Consider the following 26,473-nt stretch of genomic DNA (forward strand, 5'->3'; position numbering starts at 1 on the left):
ATTTAATAGGTCCTGAGCCTAGTCAAGTCGATTGACTTGCCCCTTTCTTCCCCACACTCGCCACATGTCGGCTTGCTGATCCTCCGTGCGGTACTGGTGGCCTCTGAACGGTGGGTTGCCGAACAGGTAGGAGCATTCGGCCGGGGGAAGAATGTCCGACCAGTCCATCTCAAGGGCGTTGCCGACAACGATGTGCGGCGCCTTTCTGAGCGGGATGCGCGAGTAATATGGGCCGAACTCAAGGCTGAGCCGATTGTTCATGATGTGATCCATCATCCACATCGCAGTTTCGGCAATCCGCCCAGCGAACTCACCAATTTCTATGCCGTAGAACTGGTCGACATTGACCCGTGAAAGATCAGAAACGTCCAATGGTGCGTTGAACTGACCAAAAGAATCCCTCTGGTAGTCGATTAGCTCGCGCACGATTTCAATTTCTAGAATGCGCAGCTCTCGATAGGCAATGATGAGAAAGTTGCCGCAGCCGCATGCGGGGTCCAAAAAACGAAGTGAGCCCAGGCGCTCTCTGAATTTTTCGAGTTCAGTTTTTCGCCGGGTGTCCCTCATGCTGCGGGACTTTAGGCGCTCGAACTCTTCCCATAGACCATCGAGGAAGAGTGGCTGGATAGTCTTCAGGATATTCGTTTCGTTGGTGTAGTGCGCGCCCATCTGTCGCCGCTCGTCACGGTTCATGACGGATTGGAAAAGGCTGCCGAAGATAGCGGGCGATATTTCCGACCAATCGAACCGACAGGCGTCAAGCAACCTATCTCGCATCTCGGTATTGAACGACGGCAGACGAAGGGTTTCCTTAAACAGAGCGCCGTTAACATATGGGAAAGCGTCCAGATCCTCGTCTAGGGTCTTCGGCCGGGTCGGGCCCTTCTCTGTGTCAAGCGTTTGAAAGAGCTGGGCGATCCATCCCCCAAGGTCTGATCCGTCCGGATTTGTGCGTCGTTCGATCAGGTCCTCGAAAATACCTCTGGCGAAGATGCCTGTGTCGTCAGCGAAGAGGCAGAATACAATTCTGACCAGGAAACGTTCAAGGTCATGCCCCGTGTAGCCGGAGTCTTCTAGGGCGTCGTGCAGTGCGCCAACCAGCTCGGCAGCATCGATGTTCACCGGATCTTGATCCTTGAACGTTTTCTTCTCGACACCGGTGATGAAGCCGAATTTGTGTGCGTGCTTCGCAAATTCCTCCAAAGGAAATTTGAGTTCGCCTTCCTCCCCGTCGGCAGCTTCTAGATCGTAGAGCTCAAAGGTTTGGAAGTCGCTCAACAAAACATATCTTGGGAGGTCCTCGTCTTTGAGACTTGGAAAGTAGTCCAGAGCTTGCGTCTTAGCCTTGATAAGGCTTTGGCCCATACTCTTCTGCTCCACGAGCAATTTGCCCTTCCAGAACAGGTCAATGAAGCCGCGTTTGCTGGTGTCGGCGTGTTTGACCGGTTCTTCAAAAGTCGCCACTCTCTTAATCGGGACTCCGAAGACTTCGAAGAATTCTCGATAGAAGAGTTGGGTCTGCCCCTTCTCATATCCTTGGCCGGCCCATTCCCTAGCGAAGCTCGCCGCTCGGGACCGAATTTCATTTGGAGACAAGGGCATAAGTGGGTCCTAAGCCGATTGCGACAATACTGCCCTAGCAGGAAAACGTTGTAAAAAAAACTGACCTATGATCGGCTGTTTTCCTCCATCCGCAAAATCACCGCGTCGCTGGCCTGTTGATCGTCGGCGAGATAGTGCTTTTCGAGGACTGAGCGGACTTCGGAGATAGTGTGGCCGGAGATGCTGGCGATTTGTTCTATGGTGGAGCCTTCTCGGCGGCGGGCGGTGATGAAGGTGCCTCGCAGGTCGTGGAAGGTGACGTCCTTGATGCCGAGGCGGATCATTTCCTTTCGCCATGAGGTTTGAAAGCCGTCCTGTGTCCATGGGCGGCCGCGACTGTTGGTCAGGATGCTGGCTGAACGGACTTTTCGGTCTTCGGCGGCTTGTTTGAGCTGGTCGATCAGGGCTTTCAGATCCTTGTGCAGTCGCACCTTCACGCGCTTGCCGGTCTTTCCCTGTCTCAGCGACAGGTGCGTGCCGTCGTATTGTGGCCATTTCAGCGCGAGGATATCGCCCTGGCGCTGGCCTGTGTAGACGGCGACTTCCATTGCGGCGACGATGTGCGGCTTTCCCTGCTTGCGGACCTTGTCGACCATCTCGTCGGTCCAGACGAATTCCCGTCTTGATCCGCGATAGAGCCGGTCTATGCCGGAGCAGGGGTTCTTTTCGATGTATTCGTGCTTGATCGCATACGAAAAAACCTTGGAAAGGGAGAACAGGAGCTTGTCTGCCTTCCGAGGGTTTTTCGCAAAAGATCTATGCCAGTCCCTGATATCGCGTTTCATGCCGCGCTGCTGGGTGAGGCGCGCGGGCAGGCGGGGCCAGTGCGCCTTTATGAGGCGGAAGGCGTAAAGGTGATCGCGCTGGGTTGAGGCAGATAGCGTCAGAAAGTCGGGGTTCGGCTTCGTTTCCGAGCCGGTGAACAGGTCAATCAGGCTTTCGAGTGTCAGGACGCCTTCCGTTGAAGCTGCCAGCTCGTGCTGGCGGTATTCGGCGATGAAGGCGTCTTTGTCTGTCTTGGGATCTGCGCTGATGCGTGGCCCGCCGCGCCATGCGTAGTAGTAGTAAACGACCTTTCCGCTGGCCAGTTTCTTCCTGACCCTGTGCACGCCCTTAAGCTCTGTCACGACGCGCATCCTTCTCCCTCCAGGCGAAATAGTCATCGAGACTATTCAGGTTTTCCGGTTGCGACCGGTCGGCGAGCTCGTTTTGCGAATTATTCCCGTTATCTCCATTGATTACAACCGTGCCGTCCGGGCGCACGCTGATGGTGCGAACGTCGACACCTGCGGCTTTGACAGCCATGATGGCGCGTTTAACGGCGTCCAGTGTGAATGGTATGGTTCGGCGTGCCATGGTTACCTTTTCCTCCAGGCGTTAAAGTCTTTCATCATCTCGCGCCAGCGCGCGGCAGCCTCGTTGCTTGTGTTCAGTTCGGTTCGACTCGAGATGGCGAGGACCGAGCGCACGCGCGCGGCGACGCGGTCGTCTGTCAGCGGGCGGGCGAGGGCGTATCGGGCTTCCATGTACGCCTTGAAAGCCGGATCGCTGCATTTCATGGCGCATTCGGCGGCATAGTTCTTCGCCGGCCTGCCGCCTCGTGCCTCCAGCTCCATCTGCAAGCGCTCAATTTCGATTCGGCGCTTCCGATCGAGTTTTGCTGCAGCGTCAATCATGCGGATCAGGTCGGCCGGAATTTCGACATGCTTGAGCAGCAATTCTCGATTTGATACCGGGCACGAGTGAGAGATGGTGCTGATGCACTCGGATCCTCCCGGCTCCTCAATGGTGATCTCCAAATGCAGAGCGTCGCGTTCAGCTGCTACTTGTTCGACCGCTGCGGCGCCAGCTACGAGGGTTCTATAGCTGGCAAGACGGCCTTTCGCTGGTGTCTGCTCAGCGCGCATGTTGCTAAACATTCGATGCTGCAATGGCAGCTTCGATTTCGGTGAGTTGATGCACCATCAAAAGGATGAGAATCGCTAGCCCAGAAAGAATGGCGGTGACGCTTATGCGCCGGAGGGCGGTGCAGTCGTCATTCGTCAACGGGTGCGAACTGCGCATCGTAAGTCTATGAATTTCGTGAGAGCATTTTGCCATTGTGACCCCACCTTTACGGGCCGCAATGACGAAGCTAGGCAGGTCAGTTGCGGCGGGTTGCGGACAGCGGGTCTGTCCAGTGAGGTGAAGAGTGGCAAATAATGCTACTTATTGCAAGCACACCTCAGAGGAAAAGTAGCATAAAATGCTACTGCCGATATCATTGATTCGGCAGGTTGGTTCGCCTCGACTTTGGCTGGTAGGGGATAAATCAGCCTGAAGTGCCGTCTTTCTGCTTGGGGAAGGCGGCTTCAAGTGTTGCTCTGATACGCTCGACTTCTTCGCGTGAGCGTCCTTCGAAAAAGTGTGTCATCCAGTCAATGTCGGGGGATCTAAGGAGTCGCGACGGATCGTCTTCAAGGTCCAGAGCCCCAGCGATACGGGCTTGCATTGCCGGGTGGGGTAATTGACCCTTCAGCCAGCGGTAAACTTGGCTCTTGTCGACCTCCGCGAGATCCATTGGTCTTTCGGGGTCATTGAGTTTTGCAAGCAGTTCCATTGGCGACATATCGCGCGCTTCCAGCCATTCGGCGATGTAGTGCCGTCGAATGGGCTGCTTGTCTTTATGGATGCGTGTGACGTTTGGCATGTGGCAAATTTTACCATTAGGCCGAAAAGTTATCGTCGGCAAAAAGTGCCACGGAAACACTTTACAAAAGTTGCAGTAAATGCCACTCGTTTGGTATGGAGACGAATACAGCATTTGCAGAATACCGGAAAAACGGCCGTAAAGCCCTTGCCGTTGTTGCTGCCGAATTTGGCGTGCATCGCACCACCATATTGAGATGGGAAAAGGGAGAGCCTCCCTTGCCCATTAAGCGACTTTCGGAAGCGGAGAAAATTACCGGCATTTGTCGGGAGAGGTTGCGGCCGGACATCTATTGGAGCCTGGGGGATTCAAGATGAGAAGTCCTTCAGTCCGTTTGCTTTCAGAGGGTTTGCGAGAAGTACTCCCGTATTCAATGGTGTGTTCCTTGCGGAAGGCTCTGACTGTTACGGCTTTACCCATACGCTTTTTTATTTGGACAGTTGTAGCGTTTCTAGGCCGTCGGCGCCGTGAATGCTTCCCCCGAAATAATTCTCAGAATGAGGTGCAGTGATGCAGCGTTTGCTGGCGCAAAAAGCTGTCGATGGCCTGCGCGAGGCTTCCCGCCGTTCGGTTGTGCAGGGTGGCGGGCCGGAGCGATTTCAATATGTCACGCGGGTGACACAGGGGCAACTTTCGAAGTGCTGGACCCATGATCCCAGCCGGAAAACCCAGCTCGTTATGGCGATCGACGTTGCCGTTGAGGCCGATCTGGAGGCCGGCGCGCCAGTCATCGTCGGCGAGATGGCGCGGCTTCAGGGTTATCGGCTTGTGCGCGATGATGGAGCTGACAGTGCCGCCGGCGGGCTGGGCATCGCCGATATAGGGGCGTTTCAGGACGCTTTTCACGCGCTGTCTCAATCCATGATCCAGGCCGTTGCCGACGGCAAGGTCGATCCAAGGGAAGCGGCAGAGATCCTCGAAAAATACGCAAACTTCATGCGGGTTGCCCACACCGTGGAAAGCAAGACGCACGGATGCGACGGCGAGGTCTGACATGACCGGCGAAACGCAAAGCCCGCTCAGCACCAGCCCCTGCAGGATCGTTGATAGTTGCGGCTTTACCTTTTGCCTGACCTGCCTGGGCAATGACTGCGATGATCGCCCGTTTGCCTGCGATCCCGATCACCAAAATCAAGGAAAGGAAAGCCATAAGATGGCGACGAAAACCATTGTGAAAAAGACGACCGTGTCGACATCGAAAGCGGAGCCGCCGCCCCAGATGCAGCGCGAGGACCGGCGCATCGTTGCCGACAAGATTGCCGATGTCTACGACGATCAGGGCTATGTCGCGCCATGGACGGATGATCTGGTGGCGCGCGATCTGGGCGTGCCTTGCGCCTGGGTCGCGGAGGTGCGCGATTTCATGTTTGGTCCGGCAAACGAAAACCCGAACCTCGCTGAAAATCGTCGCAGGTTTTCGGAATGGTCCGCTGACTATGAGAAGTTTCGCGCCGAGCTTGTCGCCCATACCACGCAGGGCAAGCGCCTGCACAATACGTCGCTCGATCTGCAAGCCCGCGCCGACGAAATCCGCGCGCAGCAAAACCGGATTATCCGGGAGGGCAAGCTGTGAGGGAGGTGAGGATTACCAGAATTGTCTGCCCGCATTGTGCAGGGCAGGGGTATTTGGCCAGCGGCCGGCGCCGGTGCCCGGTGTGCTGCGGCAATGAGCGGATCTCGGCAGAGGACGCCCGCGCCTATGCTATCGGGCAACGTCGGATGTCTGATGCCAACGGCGCAGGCGAACTGTCCTGGCCGCAGAAGCGGAGATGCGCCGCGCTTGCCGAGGGTATCTTCGAGCTTCTTCAGGAGCTTCCGCCCTGGCGGGCGCACCGGAGGGTGGCGGGATGACCGAGTTACGTGTTCTTGTCGGCTGCGAAACTTCCGGCGTGGTGCGTCGTGCCTTTGCCTCGCGCGGGCATGATGTCTGGTCGTGTGATCTTCTGCCGGCCGAAGATGGCAGCAACCGGCATATTGTCTGCGATGTCCGCGACATTCTCGATGACGGTTGGGATTTGCTGGCCGTGATGCATCCGCCATGCACGCGGCTCTGCAACAGCGGCGTGCGCTGGCTCTCAGGCCCGCCGAAGAATGCACCGAACGAGGCTCTCCCTGCGGAGAAGCAGGCGTGGCCGGTTCTTTCCGTTGCCGATCGCTCGGCCATCATGTGGCGTTTGCTGGACGAAGGCGCGGCGCTGTTTTCTGCCTGCTGGAATGCGCCGATTGACCGGGTGGCCATTGAAAACCCGGTGATGCACCGGCATGCCAAAGAGCGGATCGTCAACTACCAGAAGCCGGCCCAGACCGTGCAGCCATGGTGGTTTGGCGATCGCGCTTTCAAGGCGACCTCACTTTACCTGCGGGGCCTGCCAGCCTTGACTGAAACAGAGCGGCTTCTGCCACCCAATGCGGGCACGGATGAACACAAGACATGGTCGATCGTGCATCGGGCCTCGCCGGGACCTGACCGCGGGCAGCTCAGATCACGAACATATCCGGGCATTGCCAACGCAATGGCGGATCAATGGGGCGGTGCGGCCCTGGCAGCTTCTGAGGCCCTTGGTGATGTGCTGGAGGTGGCCTCATGAGCGAGGATCAGCGTTTACACAAGGTCATCAATATCGACATCGAGGGCAGCGGCGAGCGCCTTTATGGCCGATATCGAGCCATCTGCCTTGCCGTTTTCGATATCCGACAGATAGGGCTGGGAAATGCCGGCCTTTTCTGCCAGCGCCTTCATGGTCAGGCCTCGGTATTTGCGCCACACGCGCAGCCGGCTTTGGCTTTCATCGGAGAGCGCGACCATGAGTTCGTGCGGATAGGTCTCTTCTCCGGCTTCCACGCCGGCCATGACCGCGCGGGCGTGCAGGCTGTCGATCATGTCATCGTAATCGGCTTCGCGCAGGAGCACGTAATTCTTGCCTTCTATGGTGATTTTCTGAACTTCGCCCATGGCATGTCAATCCTTGTAAATGCCGCCGCGCGGCCCTGCATCGATGATCATGACGACCAGGCCCTGATCATCAAGAATGATACGGTCGGAACCGACGCGGATGCGAAAATAGGGGCTGCCCTGCAGCTTCTTCAAATCGACCGTTTCACCCGACGCGTAAGCTTCGATCCTGGCAATGATTGCGTTGCGGCGCTTTGGTTGCATGCGCTGAATGCTCTTCATCGCGACCTTGGTGTAACGGATCGTCTTCATGTACTCAATATAGCTATAGGCGATATTGAGCGCAAGATTGAAATCGTATTTTGCTATAATTTTATGCCTAGATTCATGGAGGATTTGCCATGAGCGAGATGCCATATGTGCGGTTCTATATGTCCGATTGGCTTTCTGCCACGCGCGGCATGAAGGCGGCGGAAATGGGTGTTTATTTTACTCTGCTGGCGCTGATGTATGAACGCGGCGAGCCGCTGAGCGAGAACCACGAGCGGCTGGCGCGGCAGTGCGGCTGCACGAAAAAGGTGTTCTCCCAATACCTCGATGTGTTCCTCGATGACGGGAAAATCATCCGTTCCGAGGGCGGTCTCTGGAACCGCCGCGTGGAAAAAGAATTTCAATTTCGCGAAAAAAGTTCTGAAGACAAAAAACAGGCCGCAAAAAAACGCTGGAAAAAAGGCAATGAAAACAATGAAGCGAGCATGCAGGTGCATAGCACATGCAATGCAGCTGCAATGCTAAAGCCAGAAGCCAGAGTTAAGAAAGAAAGTGTTCCTAAAGGAACACAAAAGAAATCGCCCCGATCGGTTCTCTGCGACGTGCTTTCGCCGGAGGTTGCCGATGCCGTCATCGAACATCGCAAAGCGCTGCGGAAGAACCTGACCGTCCGGGCAGCCGAACTGCTCGCACGGCGGTTTGCGCTGATGCCGGATCCGGATGCTGCGGCGGAAACCATGATCGGTCGCGGTTGGCAGGGTTTCGAGCCCGGCTGGATGCAGGAGCGCCAGCAGGGTGGCGCCCGGGCTTCGCCCGCCAAGCCTTCACGCGGCGACGAAATCAGGGATCACAATCAGCGCGTTCGGGACAGTTTGCGCAAACGGATGGGACAGGACGATGGCAGCGAAGATGGCAAAATTATCGACATCAGCCGGGGAGATTGGAAGGTTGCGCAAGGCTCTTGAGCCGGCAAACGAACGGCAGTCCGATCTCATGCTTGATGCGTTGATGGACCGTGGATTTGCTATCCCCGACAGCGTCAACGCCGAGAAGGCCGGTCAGTTCTACGCCGAAGCGATGCGGGGCAAGCCGATCGGTGCGCTTCGCCGGGTATTCGAGAACCTGCGGCTTGGCCGATACCCGAAATTCCAGTCGTTCCTGCCTAAGCCCGCAGAGCTTTCGGCGCTTGTCGATGCGGCTGCGAAGCATGACAGGGAGCTGCTGCGGATTGAACACGAACATGCGGAAGCCGCAAAAGAGCGGGAGGAGGAGAGGAGCCGGCGCGAGATCGGGCCGGAGGAGCGCGAGCGCCGCCGACGGAAGGCTGCTGCCGTGCGGGCGATGCTGGGCACGGCCGCGAAGGCGCGAACCCTGAGTGGAGGCTTCGATGACTGAGACCGAGAACCGCAAGGCCGTGCGCCGTGCCTTTCTGAAATTCTACCGGCAATGGCCGACCTTTGGCGATGACAGTGACGAACGGGCCTTTGCCGAATGGCAGGCGCTGAAGCCGGCGGAGCGACAAGGGGCCGACGCCATGCTACCGGCTTTTCTGGCGTTCGAAGCCATGAACGGGCGGACGGTGAAGTTTGCGGCAAGCACCTATCTGCGCGAAAGGCGCTGGACGGCTGTTCCGGAAGGCGCGGAAGGCTCTTCCGGGCCGGTGATTGCTGCGACCTTCGGCAAGGCATGGATGGCGGAGCGCTTTGCCAGGCTTTGTGAGCCGTGTGCGCGGCTGCCTGCCTTGACGCGGTTTCAGGAGCTGGAAATTGCGGAAGGGCGGGCAGACCGCAAGGCGCTGTGGCGCGAGCGGATGTGCAAGATGGGCTGGCCAGCCGTGAACGCTATGAACGATCAGGCCGCTCGCTATCCCGGCAAGGGCACCCGAGTTTCCGGTGAAATCGCGTTGCTTGGAGCTGACTTCGAGGCGGTGCGGGTTGGTGGCGATCTGTGGGCTGCCTGGGAGGCGGAGCATAGCGCACGCGGATGGCCATGGCTGCCGGAAATGGGGCGGGTGGAATGGGTCTACTTTCCGCCTCTTGGTGCTGGAACGCCGGGCGAGGCGCTGACGGCGTTCTTCGACAAACTGCACAGGACGAAACAGCTGGAGGCGGCTCAATGACAGAGTATCGGAAGATCGGAGCTTCGGTCGATCTGGCCTATGGCCTGAAATTTGAGGACCGGCTGCGGTTGATCCGCCTTTCCGGGCGGTCAGCGCTGGCGGAAAAGGCTGCGGAGGATGCGCCGTGGTATGTGTTGCAGGTGATGACCGGCCGGGAGCCGGTCGTTTGCGAAGCGCTGACGGAATGCGGGGCCGAGGCGCTTTCGCCGATGCGGAAGGGGCCGAAGCGCCGCCGTCGGCACAAGGTTTTGCCGCCGCAGGATATCCCGCTGATAGCCGGCTATGTGATGGTTCGGTTTGCCTGGTCGGAGATGGCGGTGCATGCGCTGCTGGGGTTCGAGCATGTGCGCGGAATACTGGGCGGGTGGCTCAGCCCGTTCGCGCTGGAAAATGACAGAGTTGTCCGGATCATGCAGAAGTCCGGTGATGGTCGGTTCGACTGGGAGCGGGTCTCGAAGATCGTGGTTGTCGCTGGCGAGCGGGTGCGCATCGGCGAGGGAATGTTTGCGGGGCTTGAGGCCGAGGTGGTCACGCCCAACAGCAAGGGGAAGGGCGATGTTGTCGTCGAGGTCGATATGTTCGGGCAGAAAACGCCTGTGAATTTGCCTCTTGCAATTCTCGAAAAGTTATGAATTTTATAGAGCCATTGGTTGATTCGGTTCTCAGTGACCTTCGCTCTCGCGCCCGAACCCCGCCCTTACGATAGCCGATCGGCAGATGCGATTGAGGGCCAGTGCGTGAGCTATGCCTTCTCCAAAAATTGAAAATGATGGTTTCTCGGCAGTATTGCGTTGCCTCTCGCCGCAGGCGGATCGTGAAAGCGGTCCGCCTTTTTGCGTTTAGGGCAAAGGGAAATTCCTCCATGATCTCCGCCCATATCGACATCGACCTTTCGCGCTTCGAGGCGAAGCTGACATCTGCACAACGGCGGGAACTGCCGAAGGCGGAAGTGCTGGCGCTGAACTGGCTGGCCGATGACGGCATGCGGGCAGTGCGGGCGAAGATGAAGGTCGTGTTCGACCGGCCGACGGCGCGGGCCATTCGCGGGATCGTCTACGAAAAGGCGAGCGAGGCCAACCGGGTTTCGGCTGTGGTGGTTGGAGGATCTGGGCGCAAGGGCGGGCTGCCGGCCGCTGCCTACCTTGGCCCGGAAATCCATGGCGGGATGCGGCGGCACAAGTCATTCGAGGAGCAACTGGTCGGCCGGGGGCTTATGGCCCGAAACCACGTGGCTGTGCCAGCGGATCGGACGCCGCTAGATCGATATGGCAACATGACGCAAGGGTTTCTCAACCGCGTGATGCGGGACTTGCAGATCGACTATCGCGGGGCAGGGGCAACGCGGGTTTCGAGCGGTTCGACGCGGCGCAAGCGCAAGGCCAAGCCCTATCAGTTCTTCGTTCCACAGGGCAGGGACGATCTGTTTCCCGGTGTCTGGTATTCGGGGCGCGGTGACCGGGAGTTCTATCCGGTGATCCTGTTTGTGAGGGCCACGTCCTATTCGGAGCGTCTGAAACTCAATGAGATTGTTTCCGAGCTTGTGCGCCAGAAGAAGGACCGAACGTTCTCGCGGGCATTCCGCAAGGCGTATGCAAACAGCTGACGGAAGCGTCAGCGCCGGCTGCGGATCAAGATGACCATGAAACGCCAGCTCACCTCGACAGCCCCGGCCTCGACGGCGATCACGCGGCGCGACAGCGGAATGTCGTAGTGTTCTTTTGCCGTGCCTGGGTACTGGACCCACCGGCGTTCCATGCCGAGATGATCAGCCATGGCGTGGAGTTCATCGGTGGTGTCGGCGAGCATCTGGCACATGACCATGCCCCGGAAGGGCCATTTCATATCATCGACGTAGACGGCCATGGCTTGCTTTGCGTTGATCGTAAAGGCGAGCAGGCCGTCATATTCAAAACTTCGGGCTTGTCAACGCGCCGCCCCGTCTGATCGAGACTTCAGAAAAACCGTGGGTCCTTCCCGGGGCCCTTGCCCACGCGGGTATTTGGCACCGCGCGGGTTGGCCAGTCTGAGCCCGAAACAGAAGCCTAAAGTCCAAGCCTAAACTAAAGACAGGGTGAGTTTAGCCACCATGGAAACCACGCCAGACAGCATGAGCAAGGCCGAGTTCGCGTCGTTGATCTCGGTCTCGGCGGGCCGTATCTCGCAATATCTGAGCGCGGGCCAGATCCATGGTCGGGCGATCGAGGGCGAGGGGCGGTTTGCCCGCATCCGCCCGGATGTCGCGATCGCTCAGTTGGGCCTCACCATCGATCCCTCCCAAGGGTTCGGCGCCAACGGAAAAGCCTCCACAGCATCATGGAACAGACAGGCTGATTTCCCGCGCGCCGGACGGCGGACGGGCGCGGCGGCGGAAGTGCCGCTGCGTCCGCTGCCCGTCGTAGACGACGAGGAGGACCTCGCCGAGCAGCTCGCCCGCGAGCGGCTGCAGCAGCAGAAGTACAAGACCGCCCAGATGGAGCGGCAGGAAAAAGCCGAGGAAGGGATTTACACCCGCACCGAGGATGTCCGCCGCGAGATCGGCCGGGCATCCTCCGAGGCGTTCAAGGTGATGGAACAGGGGTTACCTGATCTCGCCGGCGCTCTCGCCGAGGTCTTCAACCTGCCGCAGCGCGATATCCTGAAGACGCTCACCCGCAAATGGCGGGACATCCGTGAACAGGCCGCCGTAACCTTCCGGGAACGTCGCGACGAGGAACCCGAGCTGATCATCGAAGAGACCGACACTGCATGACCATGCTGTTTAATCCGGCGCAGCTGATGTTCGAAGCGCTGGCGAGTGCCTGCGAGCCGCCGCCGCCGGTCGACTATCTCGGCTGGGCGAAAAAGAACATCGTGTTCTCCGAACGGATCTCGGCGTTTCCGGGTCCCTACCGCGAGGACATGTTCCCGTTCTTTTCGGAGATCCTGAGGGCGCTTTCACCGGACGATCCGTGCTCGATCGTCTCGCTTGCCAAGTCCGCCCAGGTGGGCGGCACGGTGCTGGCGAATATCTTTCTGCTCGGCACGCTCGACCTCGACCCCTGCGATTTCCTCTATGTCCATCCGACCGAGGAAAACGCCTCGCGCTGGTCGAAGACCAAGCTGATGCCACTCTTGCGGGAGACCGTTTCTGTCCGGGCGCTGTTTCCGGAAGCCGGCCGCGATGGCGGCAATTCGATCCTCTACAAGGAGAGGACAGACGGGCGCGGCGCCGTACAGGCGGCAGGCGCCAATTCCGCTGCTGGCCTGTCGATGATCTCGCCGCGCTCCCAGGTGCAGGATGACCTTGCGAAATGGGTCTATAACGACGCGGGTGATCCGGAAAGTCAGGCCGACAGCCGGTCGAAGGCGTTCTTCAACCGCAAGGTCTTCAAGATCTCGACGCCGCTGATCGCGCCCGGCTGCCGGATCACCGCCAATTATCTGGCCGGCACGCAGGAACGCTATCATGTGCCGTGCCCGCACTGCCATGAGCTGCAGCCGCTCGAATGGGAGAACATGCGCGATCATCTCGATCCGCAGCACCCGGAGCTCGCGCACTTTGTCTGTGTCCATTGCGGCTGCGAGATCCGCGAGCATCATCGCCAGTGGATGGTGGACCCGGAGAACGGTGCGCGGTGGGTTGCCAAATATCCGGAACGGGCACGCTATCACCGCTCGTTCCATATCTGGGTGCCTTACTCGCCGCTCGAAAGCTGGGAGGCGATCGCGCGGGCGTGGCTGAAGGTCCAGTCCGGCGGCGCCGACGACAAAGAAAAGGGCGCCGGCGCCGAACAGGTGTTCTTCAACGATACGCTCGGCCTTGCGTTTGAGGCCGACAACAAGGCGATCGCCTGGGAAGACCTGCGCGACCGTGCCGAGGAAACCGGCTTCCGGCGCGGCATTGTGCCGGCCGCAATGCTGGCGCTGACCATCGGTATCGACGTCCAGGGCGATCGTGTCGAATGGCTGCTCAGAGGCTGGGGCCGCAACAAGAGCAGCGCGGTCATCGATTATGGCGTGATCGACAGTCGGGCCGGCAGTCATCTGGCGGGCTATCGCGAGCATTCCGGCCATATCTCGGAAGCCGAGGTCATGGCAGCGCTTGACCGGCTGATCGTAAAACGCTGGCCGGATGAACATGGACGCTTGCGCGATGTCGACCGTGTCGCGATCGACGGCAATGCGTATACCGAGGATGTGTGGTTCTGGGCCCGGCGCCATCCGCGCTCGAAGGTGATCATGGTGCGCGGTGACAATCGCGATGCCGCCCCGCTCCTCAGCCATGTCCGCGAATATGACAAGCGCGGCAAACCGAAGAAACAGAAGTGGTCGACGCGGTTTTACAACTTCAATGCCTCGGTGATGAAGATGGGGCTCTATCGCGATTTCCGGAAGGATGATCCCGAACAGCCCGGCTTCATCAGCTTTGCCATCGGCCTTGGCGATGTCTTCTACCAGCAGGCGACATCCGAGGTGCGGGTCAAGGAAAAGGACCGCAACGGCTATCCCCGCTGGGTGTGGAAACTACCCGAAGGCCAGCGCAACGAAGTGCTCGACATGCTCAACCAGTCGCGGGCGGCTGCCATCCGGCTTGGCGTTCCCTATTGGTCGGATGACGAATGGGGCGCGCGAGCCGAAGAACTCGCCCGGCAGGAACCGGAAGCGCAGGGCGATCTCGAAGACCTAATCGGCAATCTTGCTTTTGCGGTGAAGGCCGTCAGCGATGCCGGCAGAACGACCGCCGAACAGCCGTCGGCCGCGACGGCTTCACCGGTCTCCGACCGGGTCGCAGCGGCCATGCGCCGGGCGGAACGGGCCGCACAACGAACCCGGCCGGGCTAAGACAGGACAGACATCATGGTTTCGACTGACGAACGACTGACGCTGGAAACCCGGCTCGGCGAGGCGAAGCTTGCGCTTCACAGGCTGGAGATCGGGCAGAGCGCGGTGACGCTTTCCTATGACGGCGAGAGCGTCACCTACAGCGGCGCCGACCGGGGATCGCTTCGGGCCTATATCCGCGATCTCGAAACGAATCTCGGGCTTCGCCGGTCGTCCCGTCCGCGCGGCCGGGGAGTGAGCTTCGGATGACAGTGGAAATCCTCGGACCAGACAGCAGGCCGCTTTCCGCCAATGTGCGCAACGCCGCCCGCCTGCAGGCTGCCCGCAACCGGCAAATGACCGCGACAGTGTCGGGCGAGGCCGTGACGCGGGCAGCCTATCAGGGCGCATCCTACAATCACCCGAGCTTTGCCGGCTGGCATGCCGGCAATTACTCCGGCCAGTCGGCGCTGTCGGCGTCGCGTTCGACGCTGGTCGATCGCCTCAACGATGTGGCGCGCAATGACGGCTGGGGTGCGGCCGGCACATCGCGGCTTGTCGACAACATCATCGGCGCCGGCTGGAAGCTGGCTGCCCGGCCGAACCACACAACGCTCAATCTCACCTTCGACCAGGCCGAAGAGATCGCCACCAAAATTGAAGGGCTGTGGCGCGACTACACCCAGGATGTCGATATGTGGTGCGATGCCGAGCGCACCAAGAACATGGCCGGGATCCTCGGCCTTGCCGCTCGTAATCGCTTTGGACCGGAGGGCGAGGCCTTTGGCGTGATCGTCTGGCAGGAAGATGCGCCGCTGTTTTCGACGGCGGTGCATCTGATCGACCCGGCCCGGTGCTCGAACCCGAAGGGCAGGCTAGACAGCGAGTATCTGCGCGATGGTGTCGCGATTGACGATTACGGTGCGCCGGTCGGCTATCATTTTCGCAAGAGCCACCCAGGCGATGTCTATGCCGGCAACACTAAACTCTGGTCATGGGAATATGTCAGCCGGTCGACCGAATGGGGCCGGCCGGTCGTGGTTCATGCCTTCGATCCGAAGCGACCGGGCATGACGCGGGGGGCTTCCGACTGGGCGCCGATCATGCGCTCCATCAAGCAATCCACGGATTACGAGGATTTTGAAAGTCAGGCCGCGATGCTGAATGCGATCATGGCCGCCTTCATCGAAACCCCGTTCGATCCGGAAGAGATGATGGCAGCGCTCGACGCCGATGGCGGCGAGGGAGCGCTGGGCAGAATCTATGGCGAGATGTCGGAAGCCCAGAAGGCCTATTATGGCGCAGCCCCGATCAACCTTCCCGGTGTCCGCATCAACACGCTGCTGCCGGGCGAGAAGGCTGAGCTGACCAAGCCAGAGCATCCGAACGCCAACTTCGAGGTGTTCGTCAACGCGGCACTGCGAAAGATCGCGTCTGCCGTCGGGCTCACCTATGAGCAGCTCACGATGGACTGGAGCCAGGTGAACTATTCGTCGGCGCGTGCGGCGCTTCTAGAGATTTGGCGCGGCTTCACCGCCAAGAAGAGCAGCTTTGCCGCTCAGTTCATGGCGCCGATCTATCGCGCCTGGCTTGAAGAGATATTTGACCGTGGCCTGATCGAACTGCCGGCGGGTGCCGTCTCCTTCGAGGAAAACCCGGCGGCATGGTGTCATGCCGACTGGATCGGGCCCGGGCGGGGCTGGATCGATCCGCTGCGGGAAGCACAGGCGGCTGGCGAACGGCTCGACCGCAAACTGACGACGCTCCAGCAGGAATCGGCAGAGCAGGGCAGGGACTGGAAGATGGATGCCGACCAGCTTGCCCGCGAGGCCCGTTACTATCGCAGCCTCGGCCTGAAGCACCCGGCGGAAATGGAAAGCGACATGACCGGCCGCAATGGCGGTCCGCCGCTCGATGAGGCTGATCAGGACAGCGAGATCGAAGACAGCGTCAACGGCCGGAACAGTGCCCGTTCCGCGCGGCGCCATCCGCTGGGTATCCCCTCGGTCGGCAGGAAAGGCTGAACCCATGAACTATCCCGAAATCGCCAGCCGCATGTTCAACACGCCGCTGATGCTGCAGCCGGCCAAGGCCGACACGATTGCCCGGGCCTTTGCCCCGCGTGTCCTCGGCCTGCCGGAGGCGGACGCAGGCCAAATGGGCCTGATCGGCGAGCAGCTTCGCGATGATGCCGACATGTGGGGCGAGAAGACCTATTGCGGTGTCCATCGTCCGATGGAAGGCATCGGCCTGATCGAGATCGAGGGCTCGCTCGTCAACAAAGGCCGGTGGATCGGCAAGTCCTGCGGCATGACCTCCTATGAGGGGATCGGCATTCAAGCCGATGACTGCCGCGAGGATGACAGCATCAAGGGCGCGGTCATCGAGGTCGACAGCTTTGGCGGCGAGGTTACCGGCGCCTTCGACTGTGCGGAAAAGATCTTCGAGCTGTCGCAGGTGAAACCGACCATTGCGGTTCTGACTGATCACGCCTGTTCGGCCGGCTATCTTCTGGCCGCCGCCGCCCGTCAGATCGTGCTGCCGTCCACCGGCCTTTGCGGCTCGATCGGCGTGGTCTCGGTTCATGTCGATGTCAGCGGCTGGCTGAAGAAGGAGGGGCTGAGTGTCACGATCCTCAAGGCCGGCGAGTACAAGGCCGATCTGAACCCATACGAAGCCATTCCGGCGGATGTGCTGACGCGAGAGCTTGCCGAATTGGAAGAGCTGCGCGTCGAATTTGCCGAAACGGTCGCCCGGTACCGCGCCGGGCGGCTTTCGAAAGACCAGGCGCTTGCCACCGAGGCGGGTGTTTATCGCGGTGCAAAGGCGGTCTCGGCAGGGCTTGCCGACGCCGTCGCCCGTCCTTCGCAGGTGCTTGCCGCCTTCGGGACCGAACTAGGCCGTTCGGCCTGAACCATCAACGACAAAGGAAATCGATATGTCGAATGTCACGCGCGGCCTGTCCGCGAGCGTGCTCGCCGCCATGCGCGGCGGCAGGGGCGGAAACCGGATGGAAGACAATCCGGAGAAGGAAACCCCGCCGGAAGTGCTCGAAGAAGAGAACCGGGATCCGGATGCCGAGGGCGACGATCCCGAGCCCGAAGCGGAAGGCGAGGGCGCGCCCGGCGATGATCCCGAGGGCGATGACGAAAAGCCGGTTTCGGCGAAGGCATCTGCCCGTGCCGATGAACGCTCCCGGATCCAGGCGATCCTGACGCATCCCAAGGCCTCGGCCAATGCCGAGCTTGCCAACCATCTGGCGTTCAACACTGCCTATTCGGCGAAGGAGGCGAGCGCCATCCTCAATGCCTCGACGCCGTCGGCTTCGGCCGGCGGCAATCGTCTTGCCGGTCGCATGGCGGGCAAAACCCCGAAGCTCGGCGCCGGCGGAGCGCCGTCTGCCACCTCGGAACGAAAATCGCTGCTGGCGGCTGTCGGCGGTGCCATCAATGCGCGGCATGGTCGCCGCAACACCGGAGAATGATCCCATGGAAACGGCAAGCTTTGCCCCCAATGACCTGATCGTCGGCGACGTCCAGGTCGTCACCCGTACCGTCACCATTGCCAGTGGTCAGGAACTGAAGCGCGGCGCAGTGCTGGGCGAGATCGCAGCGAGCGGAAAGCACACGCTGTCACTCGTAGCGGCCGGTAACGGCTCGGAAGATCCCGACTGCATTCTGGCCTTTGATGTCGACGCGTCCGGCGGTGATGTCGAGGCACAGGCGTACTTCGGTGCGGCCGTCGACGCCTCGAAGCTCACCCTCGGCGCCGGTCATGACGCCGCAAGCGTCGAGCAGGCCTTCCGCCGGAAGGGTGCCGCGCTGTTCGTGCGCACGCTCGACTGAACCTCTTCCGCAGTCCCGGAACATCACAGGAAATCAATACTATGAGTGATCTTCTTCTCAATACGGCGGAACTGGTCACGGTTCTGCCGCCGCGCGACCGGCCTGAGGCCTTTCTGCGCAATCGCTACTTCGCCACCACGGTTCTCTCGGAGCAGGAAGAAATCGTCTTCGACCGGATCCTGCCGGATCGCGAGCTTGCCCCCTTCGTCCATCCGGATGTGCCGGGCAAGGATGCCGCCAATCGCGGCTTCCAGGCCACCAGTCTGAAGCCCGCCTATCTGAAGCCGCAGAACACATTGCGGCCTTCCGGCAATCTGATCCGCATGCCGGGTGAGAATATCGGTGGTGCGGTCTCACCCGAACAGCGCTATGCCTACAACATCGCCCAGATCATCGATGATCAGGACATGCGCATCACGCGCCGCGAGGAGCACATGTGCTCGGAAATCCTGCGCACCGGGCAGGTCGTGGTCGAAGGTGAGAACTATCCGACCCAGACGGTCAATTACCAGCGGGCGACCGAGCTCACCATCGCGCTGTCGGGTGCTGCCCGCTGGGGCGAGAGCGGTGTGGACCCCTATGACGATGTCGAGGACTGGATCGCGCTTCTTGCCAATACTGACGGCTTTACAGCGCGTGAGGTGACACTGGGGCCGGGTGCGGCAACGCTGCTGAAGCGGTCCGAGCGTTTCCAGAAGATGCTGGATAATCGCCGTCAAGCTTCGGGCTCGATGGAGTTCGGTCCGGTGTCGACAGGTGCCGAGGGCAAATACTCGGCCGTACTCGGTCAGATCGGCGAGATCACCTTCATCCAGTATTCGCAGGGCTACACGGTCGGCGGCGTGAAAAGCAACTTCTGGCCGACCTTCGGCGTCGGCGTTCTCGATCCGCAGGGTTTTATGGGCCACTTCGGTTATGGCGCCATTCTGGACGATCAGGCGCTGGTGCCGATGGAGCGGTTCCCGGACATGTGGCGGGAGAAGAACCCCTCGCGCACGATCATCCAGACGCAGGCCGCGCCACTGCCGATTGCGCCGGAGCCGAACGCCAGCCTGTTTGCGCTCGTTCGCTGATACGGGCCGGGCGGGTATCGAGCCCGCCCCACATAAACAGGAAGAAACAAGAGCGATAACAATGGCTAATACACGAAAGTTCAACACGACGGTGAGGATCGGCACCAAAACCTATGCGCCCGGCGAGGATGTGCCGCTGTCAAAAAACGGTCTCAGCGAGGCCGATGCCGACAACCTCGAACAGGTGTTCGGCAAATGGCGAAAATCCGCCGATGCCACGGCTGATAAGCGGGTAGCGGCGCTCACGGAAGAGCGTGACGAGCTCGCCGACCGGGTCGAGGCCCTAACGAAGGAACGCGATGTGCTGGTCGCCAAAACCGATGGTGGAAAGCCGGTGACGGATCTGAAGGCGGATATTGCCGCGCTCAAGGTCGAGCTGAAGGAGGTCACCGAGGATCGCGACCAGCTCGCCGAGGACAATGCCACGCTGGCCGACGAGCTGAAGAAACTTCAGGCTGCCGCTGAGGATGATGTCGGCGACGACGAGGACAAGGACAAGGCATGAAGATCGAACGGCCGGCGATCTTTGCCGGAATGGGCGATGCCTTCGCCGGCACGTTCGGGAATGTCGACTGCCGCTTCACCATTGGCGGCGTCCAACGCTCCGACTCGGTTCGCGGCATTCTGCGGCAGAAGCGTGAGCTGGAGCTTGGCGACGCATTCGGCCGGCAGGATGTCGAGGCAGTCACCCATGTGCTCTCGGTCCCGGCGACGGGGCTGGATGATCTCGAAAGTGAACGGGATACCGTCATCATCGACCGCACGACCTACGGGATCCGGAACCTAACCGATGACGGGCGGGCGATGCTGAACCTCTGGCTAAAAGGCGATATCTGATGGCCCACCTTCGCACCCGGATATTCGATGCGATCCTCGCACGCCTGTCCGCCATTCCGGAATTTTCCGGTGAGGGCAAGGTCAAGCGGGCGCGCACCAGTGCGATCCGGGAAAGCCTGCTGCCGGCGCTGACTGCGACATGGGCGGAGCATCAGGAAACTGCCGAGGTTCGCCCATGCGCTGGGCCGAATGGTGAAGTCGGCTATGACCGGCGCTTGCCGATCGATGTGATTGCCCACTTCCAGGCGGAAGAGCCGGATATCGAGTTCGATCGCATTGCCGTGCTGGTGGAAACAGCGCTCGGCAGCGCGATCAAACTCGACGGGCTGGTCGTAGAGTTGACGCTGTCGGAAACCCGCAGCTTTGTCGACAGGTCGACCGGTGTTGCGCTTGGAGTTGGGTCACTGACGTTTGTCGGTGACTACAAGACGGTGGCGACGGATCCAGAGTTCGAAGCCTCGTGATGCACGTCTGGCAGATTCAAGTCGGTTGCTCCACGGTTTCTACGGTCAAGCGGCACGCGCGGCCATCTCGCGTTTCCCAATCGATCGATTGTCCCGTTGAAAGGCCGATCAATGCGGCTCCGATCGGGGTGAGGATCGAAATCTTGCCGTCGGCAATATCAGCGTTTCCTGGGTATACCAGAGTGACCTGTCGGTCCTCTCCAAGGTCCGTCGTGAAGCGCACAGAAGAACCCATGCGGACAGCATTTTTCGAAACTTTTTCATCCTTGACGATTCGGGCGCGTTCAAGCTCGATAAGGATTGATTCCGCGACTTCGGAATTGCGATTAGCGGATTGCTCCGCCAGCAGCGACAGCCGCTTGTGATCTGTTTCGGTCAGAACAATCGCGGGCTTTCGCAGTTTCTTTTTCTTGGTAAGCACAGTTTTATCTCCTTGCCGCAGCCGTCAGCACACAGGGTCGCAAGACTGGGCGATATCTCGATTTTAGGGATCTGATGTCGCTGGATTGGCGGCATTCCACGCGCCAGATGGCAAGTGCCATTGCCCCGCGGCCGGGGCGCGACGCAACCAGGCCGGGGGTTATTTGCCTGCGATAAGGCAAACCCGTCGAGTGAGGAGATTGAGGCTCATGACTGTCATAAGAAGTGATGTGTCTCGGAAGCGCCTATGAGTCAAGCGACCTGACCTGTGGAATGGTGGGTCGAAGCGACTGGCTGTGTACCGGGCTTGACCCTCGCAGACAAAGAAATTTGAAGGATGTCGCGGTCAAATTAACTTGCTCAGTCCAGCGCTCTGTATCGCACGGTAATCCAGATAATATTCCCTGCAAGCCAGATCAAACCCAGCCACATCAGCTTCCTGCTGTTTTCAGTTCTCATCGCGATCAAGGCGATCAGTGTTCCGGCTGCGAGCCGGACGCCGTACCAAATGCCCAGAGACGTGAGGTGGTCCCGACCTTTGATAAGCGTGTCGATCAGGTCGAACGCGAAAGAGGCCGCAAACAGGGCAAAAAAAGCATACCTGCGGCGAATAAAAAAATCCTCTCGATCAGCATTCGTCTGAATGTGGTCGGGATAGAGCAAGGTCGACATCAGGAAAAACAACGAGGCGTACGACAGGACAAATATGTAAATCCAGAAGTTCCATTGACTGATGAAGCGAAGAGCGAATTCCCACCACCAGAAGTGAACGGCGCCGAAAAGAAGAACCAGCGACCAGACAATCTGGGCAGGCATGCCGGCGGTTTTGTCCGGTTCCTGCAATCGTCGGGACAGACCTGAAAGCACCCGTGTGATCGCTAGCCCCAAAATGAGGCTGACCAGTATCCGCAGATGTCCGTATGCATCCATGTCCGATCCTTCCATCACGCTTCGGTATCTGTCGGCAGAAGAAGCATAGCCAGCTGAAACAGTGCCTGCCAAGGCCGCTCCGGTCCGGATGGGCGCCTCCTATGGGCCACGTCCGTCGGCACGAGCAGACAACGTAGATCCCGCCGGTCATGAAATGTCGACCGAACGGAATGGCAAACACGGAGTTATTTTCATGACAACTTTCACCAAAAAACAGGGAGGTCTCGACCAGCCCTTCCAGTTTGGCGCGCCTGTCGTGCCGAACGACGATACCGATCTGCCGCAATATTCGACGCTCTATCTCGGTACCGAGGGTGACGTCTGTGGCATCACTATGGGCGGCACGGAAGTGACGCTGCACAACCATCCTGTTGGTTACGTGCTGGGGGTTTACCGCCGCGTCAAAGCCACCGGTACGACCGCCGAACATATTGTTGCGCTCTGGTGAGCGCGCTTCTCCCTGAAAGGAACCTGCCATGGCACTGGGCCGCGAACTGATCATCAAACGCAAGAACGACGCTACGGAATCATTCGACATCGTCTGTGTTGTCGAACAGCGTTCACTCAACATCAACAACGAAGAGGTCGACACCACGAAACCGGATTGTGACAACCCGGGCGGTGTTCTCCGGTATTCGTCGATCGGCGGAGTGCAGTCTGTGCGCTGGTCCGGCTCCGGCGCCTATGTCAGCTCGGCTACCCAGGCGCTTGTGCTGGAGGATATACTTGCCCAGACGCTCGCGGAGTATCAGGTATCGGTGCCCTCTGTTGGGATTTTCGAGGGTTTCATGAGGATACTTTCTGCGAATTTCCAGGGTGATAAAACCGGCGAGCTTACCTGCGATCTCTCCGGCGTCTTCGATGGGGACGTCGCCTTCGAGGCGGCAGCTTAATGACGGCGTTCGCCAACGAACTGCGCGGCGAAGCGGCGGTGACGATCGGCAAAGAGAACATCGTTGTTGCCGTCACGTTTGCCGGCCTGATGCGCTTGTCACAGGCCATCGGCGCCCGGACCATGGACGAGGTCTATCAGCGGCTGCTCGGCTTCGAACCTTTCGCGGTATCGTGTGCGATCCGCTGTCTTGCCGTTGCCGACGATGACGAGGGCAGGGCAGAGATTGCCGCCCGGGTGTTGTCCGGCAAAAACATCTCGGCCGCTGACCATGCAAGTTGGCGCACTGGTATCGAAAAAGCGCTGACCGCCCATATAGAGGCCGGCAACCAATTGCGGCAAACCTCGTCGCCGCTGGAAGATGTGGAGGCCGCCGTCACCGGAAAAAAGCCTCAACCGGCGTCCTGATCGCCGATCACGTCCGGACGCTGTTCGAACTCGCGGTCGCTTCCGAGCGGCTCAACTGGTCGCCGGCCACCTTCTGGGCCGCCACGCCCTCCGAACTCTCCATGGCCATTGCCGGCGTTGCGGGGAGGTCCGCACAGACCTCTCCTGTAAGCCATACTCGCATTCGCGAGATCGTCGCCGGCCATGGTTCGCAAAAGTCCATCCGCAGGAAAGCATAACCGAGATGAGCAGACCGGACATTCCAGTCACGATCGGGGCGGACGATCGCGAGTTCAAGGGCGCGATGACCCGGATACGGATGCAAGCCCGCACGGCGGCCAATGACACGGCGAGTTCGTTCCTGTCGATCAAATCGAAGATTGGCGGAGCGGACTCGCTGTTCGGCATGCTCTCCGGCGGGCCGGGTGGCCTTGCCGCTTCACTTGGCATCGGTTCATTCGTGGCGGCAACGCAGCAGGCGGTCGATGCGGTGACGGATCTCGGCAAGGCCGCAAAGACCGCCGGCGTAGATTTCGAGGCCTTCCAGGAACTGCGATATGCGGCCGTGAAGAACAAGGTTGGGGTCGACGCGCTGACCGATGGCCTGAAAGAGATGCAACTCCGCGCGGATGAATTCGTGAAGACGGGCGGCGGTTCTGCCGCAGAAACCTTCGAGCGTCTCGGCCTCTCTGCCCGGCAACTGACCCGGATGCTGGAAGATCCTGCAACGATGTTCGAAACCCTGATTGGCAAGATCATGGAACTCGACCGTGCGGCGCAAATTCGAGTGCTTGACGAGTTGTTCGGCGGTACCGCTGCCGAGCAGTTTTCGTCTCTGATGGATGATGCAGGACAGAGCATTGCCGACGCCCGTCAGGAAGCCCGCGATATGGGCGCCGTCATGGATGAGGAGTTGCTGCGTAAGGCGGAGGATGTGAATGCAGAATGGGAAGCGATGTCACTTGTCATCGGAACCCGGGTCAAATCCAGCCTGGTAGAAATTAGTGGGCTGGTATCGGCGCTCGTATCGAACCTTGGTTCTTTTCGAAAGTCGCTCGACGAGGTTCTGGAGAAGGCCGGCAATGCGGATATCTGGACGGGCCTTGGAAACATGTTCGGCGTCGATATGGGGCAGAAGATGGTCTGGCGCGACGGGGAAGGGTGGGTGCCCGACGATAGCGGCGGTACGACCGAGCTTGATCCCATCGGCGTCGAGACGCGCCGAAGCGCCTCCGATGATTATGCAGACTACAATGCCGGTCGGGAAATTCTGGAAGAAAAGCTTGCGGCAAACCGCGCCGTTACGGCCGAGCTTCTGCGCCAGAATGGGATGACGTCCGATCAGCTTGCCCTTGAAAAGGAAATGGCAGCAGTTCGGAAACTCTATGAGGATGCGGGCGGCGCGCCGACGGAGGAAATGATCCGGGCTGAGGCCGAGGCCCGCCTTGCGGCCAGAGCTTCGCGTGACGCCAGCCAGAAGGCAAGCCGGACGGCAGCGCAGGATGCGGCGAAGGAACGCGAAGCGGTCGATGATCTTATCCAGGCATTGCAGGACGAGTTGCAGATGCTTGGAATGACGGCAGAGGAAAAGAAAGCATTCGAGAGCCTTCGCCGTGCCGGCGCGGCCGCGACCGATGACGAACGGGAAGCGATCCGCGATCTGACCCATGCGATCGAGGATCAGAAAGACAAACAGGAGCAGGCCGCCGAAACTGCTGACTTCTTCCGTGACAGCGCCCGCGATAGCTTTCTATCACTGATACCTGTGATCGAAACCGGCAATGATGCACTCGACAGGCTGATCAGCCGGTTGATGGAAGCCGCTGCGCAAGCCGCATTGTTCGGTGATGGGCCACTCGGCGGATTGTTCGGCGGTGGCTTGCTTGGTGGGCTGTTGCCTGCCCATGCGACCGGAACGAATTTCACCCAGGGTGGCATGGCACTCGTCGGCGAGCGGGGCCCGGAACTGGTGAACCTGCCGCGCGGTGGTGAGGTGATACCACGACATCGCATCGGAACCGGGCTTTCCGCAGGTGTCGCCAACGCCAGCGGTACGGTCAACAATATCAATCTCGGTGGCATCAGTATCGCGGTGCCCGAAGGTACGAGCCCGAACGACGCTGCGGCCATCGCGCGCGAAGTGCGTTCGCAGATCGATAATTTCTCGCGCCATGAGCTGCCCGGCCGGATACGGCAGATCCAACGCAATCCGAACAGGGTCGGCTGATGAAGACGCTTGCTCAGTTTTTTGACCATTTGCCGCTGTTGCCGATGCGCTGGGAAATTCGGCGAAACGACGAGTTGTCCGGGGTCGGGTCAGGTGTGGTGTTTCAGGCTGAGCTTGCCCCACCGCTGTGGTCGGCGGCGATCGCACTGCAACCTGTTCGCCTGCCAGAAGCGAACGAGATCTCGGCGCTTGTGAATGGGCTTCTCGGCGTGCAGGAACCGTTTCTTTTTCGTGACCCGTATCTCTGCGGTCCGAAGCTCGATCCAGGCGGAGCGGGGCTTGTCGGGGCGACGGTGACTGTAGTTGCCGCGAATGGTCGATCGCTGTCGCTTGGGGGGCTGCCATCAGGATACCGCCTCTCAATCGGGGACAAGATCCAAATCGTCACCTCTGGCGGAACGCATGCCTTTGTCGAAGTCTCCGAAAACGTCGTTGCGACGGCGGGCGGGACAACCGGCGCGTTTCAGGTGTTTCCGCGCCTTTCCGTGTCCGTGTCGGCCGGGGCGACTTGTACGCTCGCGCGGCCGGCTTGCTCGTGCATTATCATGCCCGGTTCACTGCAGTCGGGAACGTCATCGGGCAACATCGTCAGCGGTATTGCCTTCCGTATCGTCCAAAAGCGGGGCGTGTGATGTCGTCAGAATTCGTGATGTTCAATCCGAATGGCGGGCTGGCATTGGTCAACCTATCGGGTTGCAACCTAGTCTGTGCTTTTCTGAACAAGGCCGAGGCGCAATGTCTGAAATTTCGCATCGATCAACTCGATAGCGAACCCAAGAGCGTCCGCCTCGGTTTCTATCGAGATGTCTTCTGTAATCGTACCTTTAGCGGCGACAATAGACTGTTGTCGAAGCTCATCGAGCCATGACAGGTCAAGCGTTCCTTTTTCTTCAGCAAGCTTCTCGATGCTCAGGTCTAGCGCACTCGACACGGCGATGAGCGCGGCTCCCAATTTAGGCGTCGGATTGTCGTCGTTGATGTCCAGTTCCAGTTTCATTGCTCATCCCTCGCGATTTGAGAATCAA

At 59.8% G+C, this 26,473-nt stretch carries 36 protein-coding genes; 24 read left to right on the forward strand and 12 right to left on the reverse strand.

The window, feature by feature from the left end:
- Positions 1-18 precede the first annotated feature (18 nt).
- From B4E36_RS15595 to B4E36_RS15620, 6 genes are all read right to left on the reverse strand, one after another.
- The gene (locus B4E36_RS15595) at positions 19-1,602 is read right to left on the reverse strand and encodes a DNA methyltransferase (protein ID WP_345900556.1); all 1,584 of its coding nucleotides are present in this window, start codon (positions 1,600-1,602) and stop codon (positions 19-21) included.
- A 65-nt stretch (positions 1,603-1,667) separates the two neighbouring features.
- Positions 1,668-2,738, reverse strand: a complete 1,071-nt coding sequence (locus B4E36_RS15600) for a tyrosine-type recombinase/integrase (RefSeq protein ID WP_292055050.1) — start codon at positions 2,736-2,738, stop codon at positions 1,668-1,670.
- Complete coding sequence (locus tag B4E36_RS15605; RefSeq protein ID WP_292055049.1) at positions 2,716-2,958, reverse strand: hypothetical protein; 243 nt, start codon at positions 2,956-2,958, stop codon at positions 2,716-2,718. Before B4E36_RS15605 ends, B4E36_RS15600 begins: the two co-directional genes overlap by 23 nt.
- A 2-nt stretch (positions 2,959-2,960) precedes the next feature.
- Entirely contained in the window at positions 2,961-3,521 is a 561-nt protein-coding gene (locus tag B4E36_RS15610) for a hypothetical protein (protein ID WP_292055048.1), read from the reverse strand.
- Between the two features lie 392 nt (positions 3,522-3,913).
- Positions 3,914-4,291, reverse strand: coding sequence for a hypothetical protein (locus B4E36_RS15615; RefSeq protein ID WP_292055047.1), 378 nt, complete (start codon positions 4,289-4,291; stop codon positions 3,914-3,916).
- 492 nt (positions 4,292-4,783) lie between these two features.
- On the reverse strand, positions 4,784-5,287 hold the full coding sequence (locus B4E36_RS15620) for a hypothetical protein (protein ID WP_345900557.1): 504 nt from the start codon (positions 5,285-5,287) through the stop codon (positions 4,784-4,786).
- On the opposite strand from B4E36_RS15620, the gene B4E36_RS15625 reads away from it, so the two are divergent.
- Both B4E36_RS15625 and B4E36_RS15630 read left to right on the forward strand, forming a co-directional pair.
- Positions 5,286-5,864, forward strand: a complete 579-nt coding sequence (locus B4E36_RS15625; protein WP_292055045.1) for a hypothetical protein — start codon at positions 5,286-5,288, stop codon at positions 5,862-5,864. The genes B4E36_RS15620 and B4E36_RS15625 overlap by 2 nt on opposite strands.
- Before the next feature lie 274 nt (positions 5,865-6,138).
- The gene (locus tag B4E36_RS15630) at positions 6,139-6,879 is read left to right on the forward strand and encodes a hypothetical protein (RefSeq protein WP_292055044.1); all 741 of its coding nucleotides are present in this window, start codon (positions 6,139-6,141) and stop codon (positions 6,877-6,879) included.
- Between the two features lie 14 nt (positions 6,880-6,893).
- Here the strand turns inward: B4E36_RS15630 and B4E36_RS15635 are convergent, their stop codons facing one another.
- Both B4E36_RS15635 and B4E36_RS15640 read right to left on the reverse strand, forming a co-directional pair.
- The gene (locus B4E36_RS15635; RefSeq protein ID WP_292055043.1) at positions 6,894-7,244 is read right to left on the reverse strand and encodes a helix-turn-helix domain-containing protein; all 351 of its coding nucleotides are present in this window, start codon (positions 7,242-7,244) and stop codon (positions 6,894-6,896) included.
- Between the two features lie 6 nt (positions 7,245-7,250).
- Positions 7,251-7,601, reverse strand: coding sequence for a type II toxin-antitoxin system RelE family toxin (locus tag B4E36_RS15640; RefSeq protein ID WP_292055042.1), 351 nt, complete (start codon positions 7,599-7,601; stop codon positions 7,251-7,253).
- On the opposite strand from B4E36_RS15640, the gene B4E36_RS15645 reads away from it, so the two are divergent.
- From B4E36_RS15645 to B4E36_RS15665, 5 genes are all read left to right on the forward strand, one after another.
- Positions 7,586-8,419 (forward strand): YdaU family protein, encoded by an 834-nt coding sequence (locus tag B4E36_RS15645; protein WP_292055041.1) that lies wholly within the window; start codon positions 7,586-7,588, stop codon positions 8,417-8,419. The genes B4E36_RS15640 and B4E36_RS15645 overlap by 16 nt on opposite strands.
- Positions 8,403-8,849, forward strand: coding sequence for a hypothetical protein (locus B4E36_RS15650; RefSeq protein WP_292055040.1), 447 nt, complete (start codon positions 8,403-8,405; stop codon positions 8,847-8,849). The genes B4E36_RS15645 and B4E36_RS15650 overlap by 17 nt, the downstream gene beginning before the upstream one ends.
- A complete protein-coding gene (locus tag B4E36_RS15655) occupies positions 8,842-9,573 on the forward strand; it encodes a hypothetical protein (protein ID WP_292055039.1) in 732 nt (243 codons plus the stop codon). Before B4E36_RS15650 ends, B4E36_RS15655 begins: the two co-directional genes overlap by 8 nt.
- The gene (gene nusG / locus B4E36_RS15660; RefSeq protein ID WP_292055038.1) at positions 9,570-10,205 is read left to right on the forward strand and encodes a transcription termination/antitermination protein NusG; all 636 of its coding nucleotides are present in this window, start codon (positions 9,570-9,572) and stop codon (positions 10,203-10,205) included. The genes B4E36_RS15655 and nusG overlap by 4 nt, the downstream gene beginning before the upstream one ends.
- A 230-nt stretch (positions 10,206-10,435) precedes the next feature.
- Positions 10,436-11,176: a hypothetical protein gene (locus B4E36_RS15665; protein WP_292055037.1), complete on the forward strand. Its 741-nt coding sequence runs from the start codon at positions 10,436-10,438 to the stop codon at positions 11,174-11,176.
- A gap of 8 nt (positions 11,177-11,184) precedes the next feature.
- Here the strand turns inward: B4E36_RS15665 and B4E36_RS15670 are convergent, their stop codons facing one another.
- Positions 11,185-11,436 carry a DUF4031 domain-containing protein gene (locus tag B4E36_RS15670; RefSeq protein ID WP_292055036.1) on the reverse strand — a complete coding sequence of 84 codons (252 nt, stop codon included), beginning with the start codon at positions 11,434-11,436 and terminating at the stop codon, positions 11,185-11,187.
- Positions 11,437-11,659: 223 nt separating this feature from the next.
- Between B4E36_RS15670 and B4E36_RS15675 the strand changes: the two genes are divergently transcribed.
- From B4E36_RS15675 to B4E36_RS15725, 11 genes are all read left to right on the forward strand, one after another.
- Entirely contained in the window at positions 11,660-12,322 is a 663-nt protein-coding gene (locus B4E36_RS15675) for a hypothetical protein (protein ID WP_292055035.1), read from the forward strand.
- The gene (locus tag B4E36_RS15680; protein ID WP_292055034.1) at positions 12,319-14,394 is read left to right on the forward strand and encodes a phage terminase large subunit family protein; all 2,076 of its coding nucleotides are present in this window, start codon (positions 12,319-12,321) and stop codon (positions 14,392-14,394) included. Before B4E36_RS15675 ends, B4E36_RS15680 begins: the two co-directional genes overlap by 4 nt.
- A 15-nt stretch (positions 14,395-14,409) precedes the next feature.
- Positions 14,410-14,643 (forward strand): gpW family head-tail joining protein, encoded by a 234-nt coding sequence (gene gpW / locus B4E36_RS15685; protein ID WP_292055032.1) that lies wholly within the window; start codon positions 14,410-14,412, stop codon positions 14,641-14,643.
- Entirely contained in the window at positions 14,640-16,397 is a 1,758-nt protein-coding gene (locus tag B4E36_RS15690) for a phage portal protein (protein ID WP_292055031.1), read from the forward strand. Before gpW ends, B4E36_RS15690 begins: the two co-directional genes overlap by 4 nt.
- Positions 16,398-16,401: 4 nt before the next feature.
- Positions 16,402-17,286, forward strand: coding sequence for a S49 family peptidase (locus B4E36_RS15695; RefSeq protein ID WP_292055030.1), 885 nt, complete (start codon positions 16,402-16,404; stop codon positions 17,284-17,286).
- 25 nt (positions 17,287-17,311) lie between these two features.
- A complete protein-coding gene (locus tag B4E36_RS15700) occupies positions 17,312-17,857 on the forward strand; it encodes a hypothetical protein (RefSeq protein ID WP_292055029.1) in 546 nt (181 codons plus the stop codon).
- A gap of 4 nt (positions 17,858-17,861) precedes the next feature.
- Positions 17,862-18,218: a head decoration protein gene (locus B4E36_RS15705; RefSeq protein ID WP_292055028.1), complete on the forward strand. Its 357-nt coding sequence runs from the start codon at positions 17,862-17,864 to the stop codon at positions 18,216-18,218.
- A gap of 41 nt (positions 18,219-18,259) precedes the next feature.
- Positions 18,260-19,291: a major capsid protein gene (locus B4E36_RS15710; protein WP_292055026.1), complete on the forward strand. Its 1,032-nt coding sequence runs from the start codon at positions 18,260-18,262 to the stop codon at positions 19,289-19,291.
- A gap of 61 nt (positions 19,292-19,352) precedes the next feature.
- Positions 19,353-19,796: a hypothetical protein gene (locus tag B4E36_RS15715; RefSeq protein ID WP_292055024.1), complete on the forward strand. Its 444-nt coding sequence runs from the start codon at positions 19,353-19,355 to the stop codon at positions 19,794-19,796.
- Positions 19,793-20,128 (forward strand): head-tail joining protein, encoded by a 336-nt coding sequence (locus B4E36_RS15720; protein ID WP_292055023.1) that lies wholly within the window; start codon positions 19,793-19,795, stop codon positions 20,126-20,128. Before B4E36_RS15715 ends, B4E36_RS15720 begins: the two co-directional genes overlap by 4 nt.
- Positions 20,128-20,592 carry a hypothetical protein gene (locus B4E36_RS15725; RefSeq protein WP_345900558.1) on the forward strand — a complete coding sequence of 155 codons (465 nt, stop codon included), beginning with the start codon at positions 20,128-20,130 and terminating at the stop codon, positions 20,590-20,592. Before B4E36_RS15720 ends, B4E36_RS15725 begins: the two co-directional genes overlap by 1 nt.
- A 16-nt stretch (positions 20,593-20,608) precedes the next feature.
- On the opposite strand, the gene rnk is transcribed toward B4E36_RS15725, so the two are convergent.
- Positions 20,609-21,013 (reverse strand): nucleoside diphosphate kinase regulator, encoded by a 405-nt coding sequence (rnk, locus tag B4E36_RS15730; protein ID WP_292055021.1) that lies wholly within the window; start codon positions 21,011-21,013, stop codon positions 20,609-20,611.
- A gap of 359 nt (positions 21,014-21,372) precedes the next feature.
- Entirely contained in the window at positions 21,373-22,014 is a 642-nt protein-coding gene (locus B4E36_RS15735; RefSeq protein WP_292055020.1) for a hypothetical protein, read from the reverse strand.
- Between the two features lie 121 nt (positions 22,015-22,135).
- On the opposite strand from B4E36_RS15735, the gene B4E36_RS15740 reads away from it, so the two are divergent.
- From B4E36_RS15740 to B4E36_RS15760, 6 genes are all read left to right on the forward strand, one after another.
- Positions 22,136-22,390, forward strand: coding sequence for a spike base protein, RCAP_Rcc01079 family (locus B4E36_RS15740; RefSeq protein WP_292055019.1), 255 nt, complete (start codon positions 22,136-22,138; stop codon positions 22,388-22,390).
- A 28-nt stretch (positions 22,391-22,418) separates the two neighbouring features.
- Positions 22,419-22,835, forward strand: a complete 417-nt coding sequence (locus B4E36_RS15745) for a phage tail tube protein (protein ID WP_292055018.1) — start codon at positions 22,419-22,421, stop codon at positions 22,833-22,835.
- On the forward strand, positions 22,835-23,242 hold the full coding sequence (locus B4E36_RS15750) for a hypothetical protein (RefSeq protein WP_292055017.1): 408 nt from the start codon (positions 22,835-22,837) through the stop codon (positions 23,240-23,242). The genes B4E36_RS15745 and B4E36_RS15750 overlap by 1 nt, the downstream gene beginning before the upstream one ends.
- A 20-nt stretch (positions 23,243-23,262) precedes the next feature.
- Positions 23,263-23,460: a phage tail assembly chaperone gene (locus B4E36_RS24345; protein WP_414673772.1), complete on the forward strand. Its 198-nt coding sequence runs from the start codon at positions 23,263-23,265 to the stop codon at positions 23,458-23,460.
- Positions 23,461-23,627: 167 nt separating this feature from the next.
- On the forward strand, positions 23,628-25,448 hold the full coding sequence (locus B4E36_RS15755) for a phage tail tape measure protein (RefSeq protein ID WP_345900559.1): 1,821 nt from the start codon (positions 23,628-23,630) through the stop codon (positions 25,446-25,448).
- A complete protein-coding gene (locus tag B4E36_RS15760; protein WP_292055015.1) occupies positions 25,448-26,080 on the forward strand; it encodes a hypothetical protein in 633 nt (210 codons plus the stop codon). Before B4E36_RS15755 ends, B4E36_RS15760 begins: the two co-directional genes overlap by 1 nt.
- A gap of 68 nt (positions 26,081-26,148) precedes the next feature.
- On the opposite strand, the gene B4E36_RS15765 is transcribed toward B4E36_RS15760, so the two are convergent.
- On the reverse strand, positions 26,149-26,445 hold the full coding sequence (locus B4E36_RS15765) for a hypothetical protein (protein WP_292055013.1): 297 nt from the start codon (positions 26,443-26,445) through the stop codon (positions 26,149-26,151).
- Positions 26,446-26,473 lie beyond the last annotated feature (28 nt).

It is taken from the genome of Martelella sp. UBA3392, from assembly GCF_002358775.1.
Classification (GTDB): domain Bacteria; phylum Pseudomonadota; class Alphaproteobacteria; order Rhizobiales; family Rhizobiaceae; genus Martelella; species Martelella mediterranea.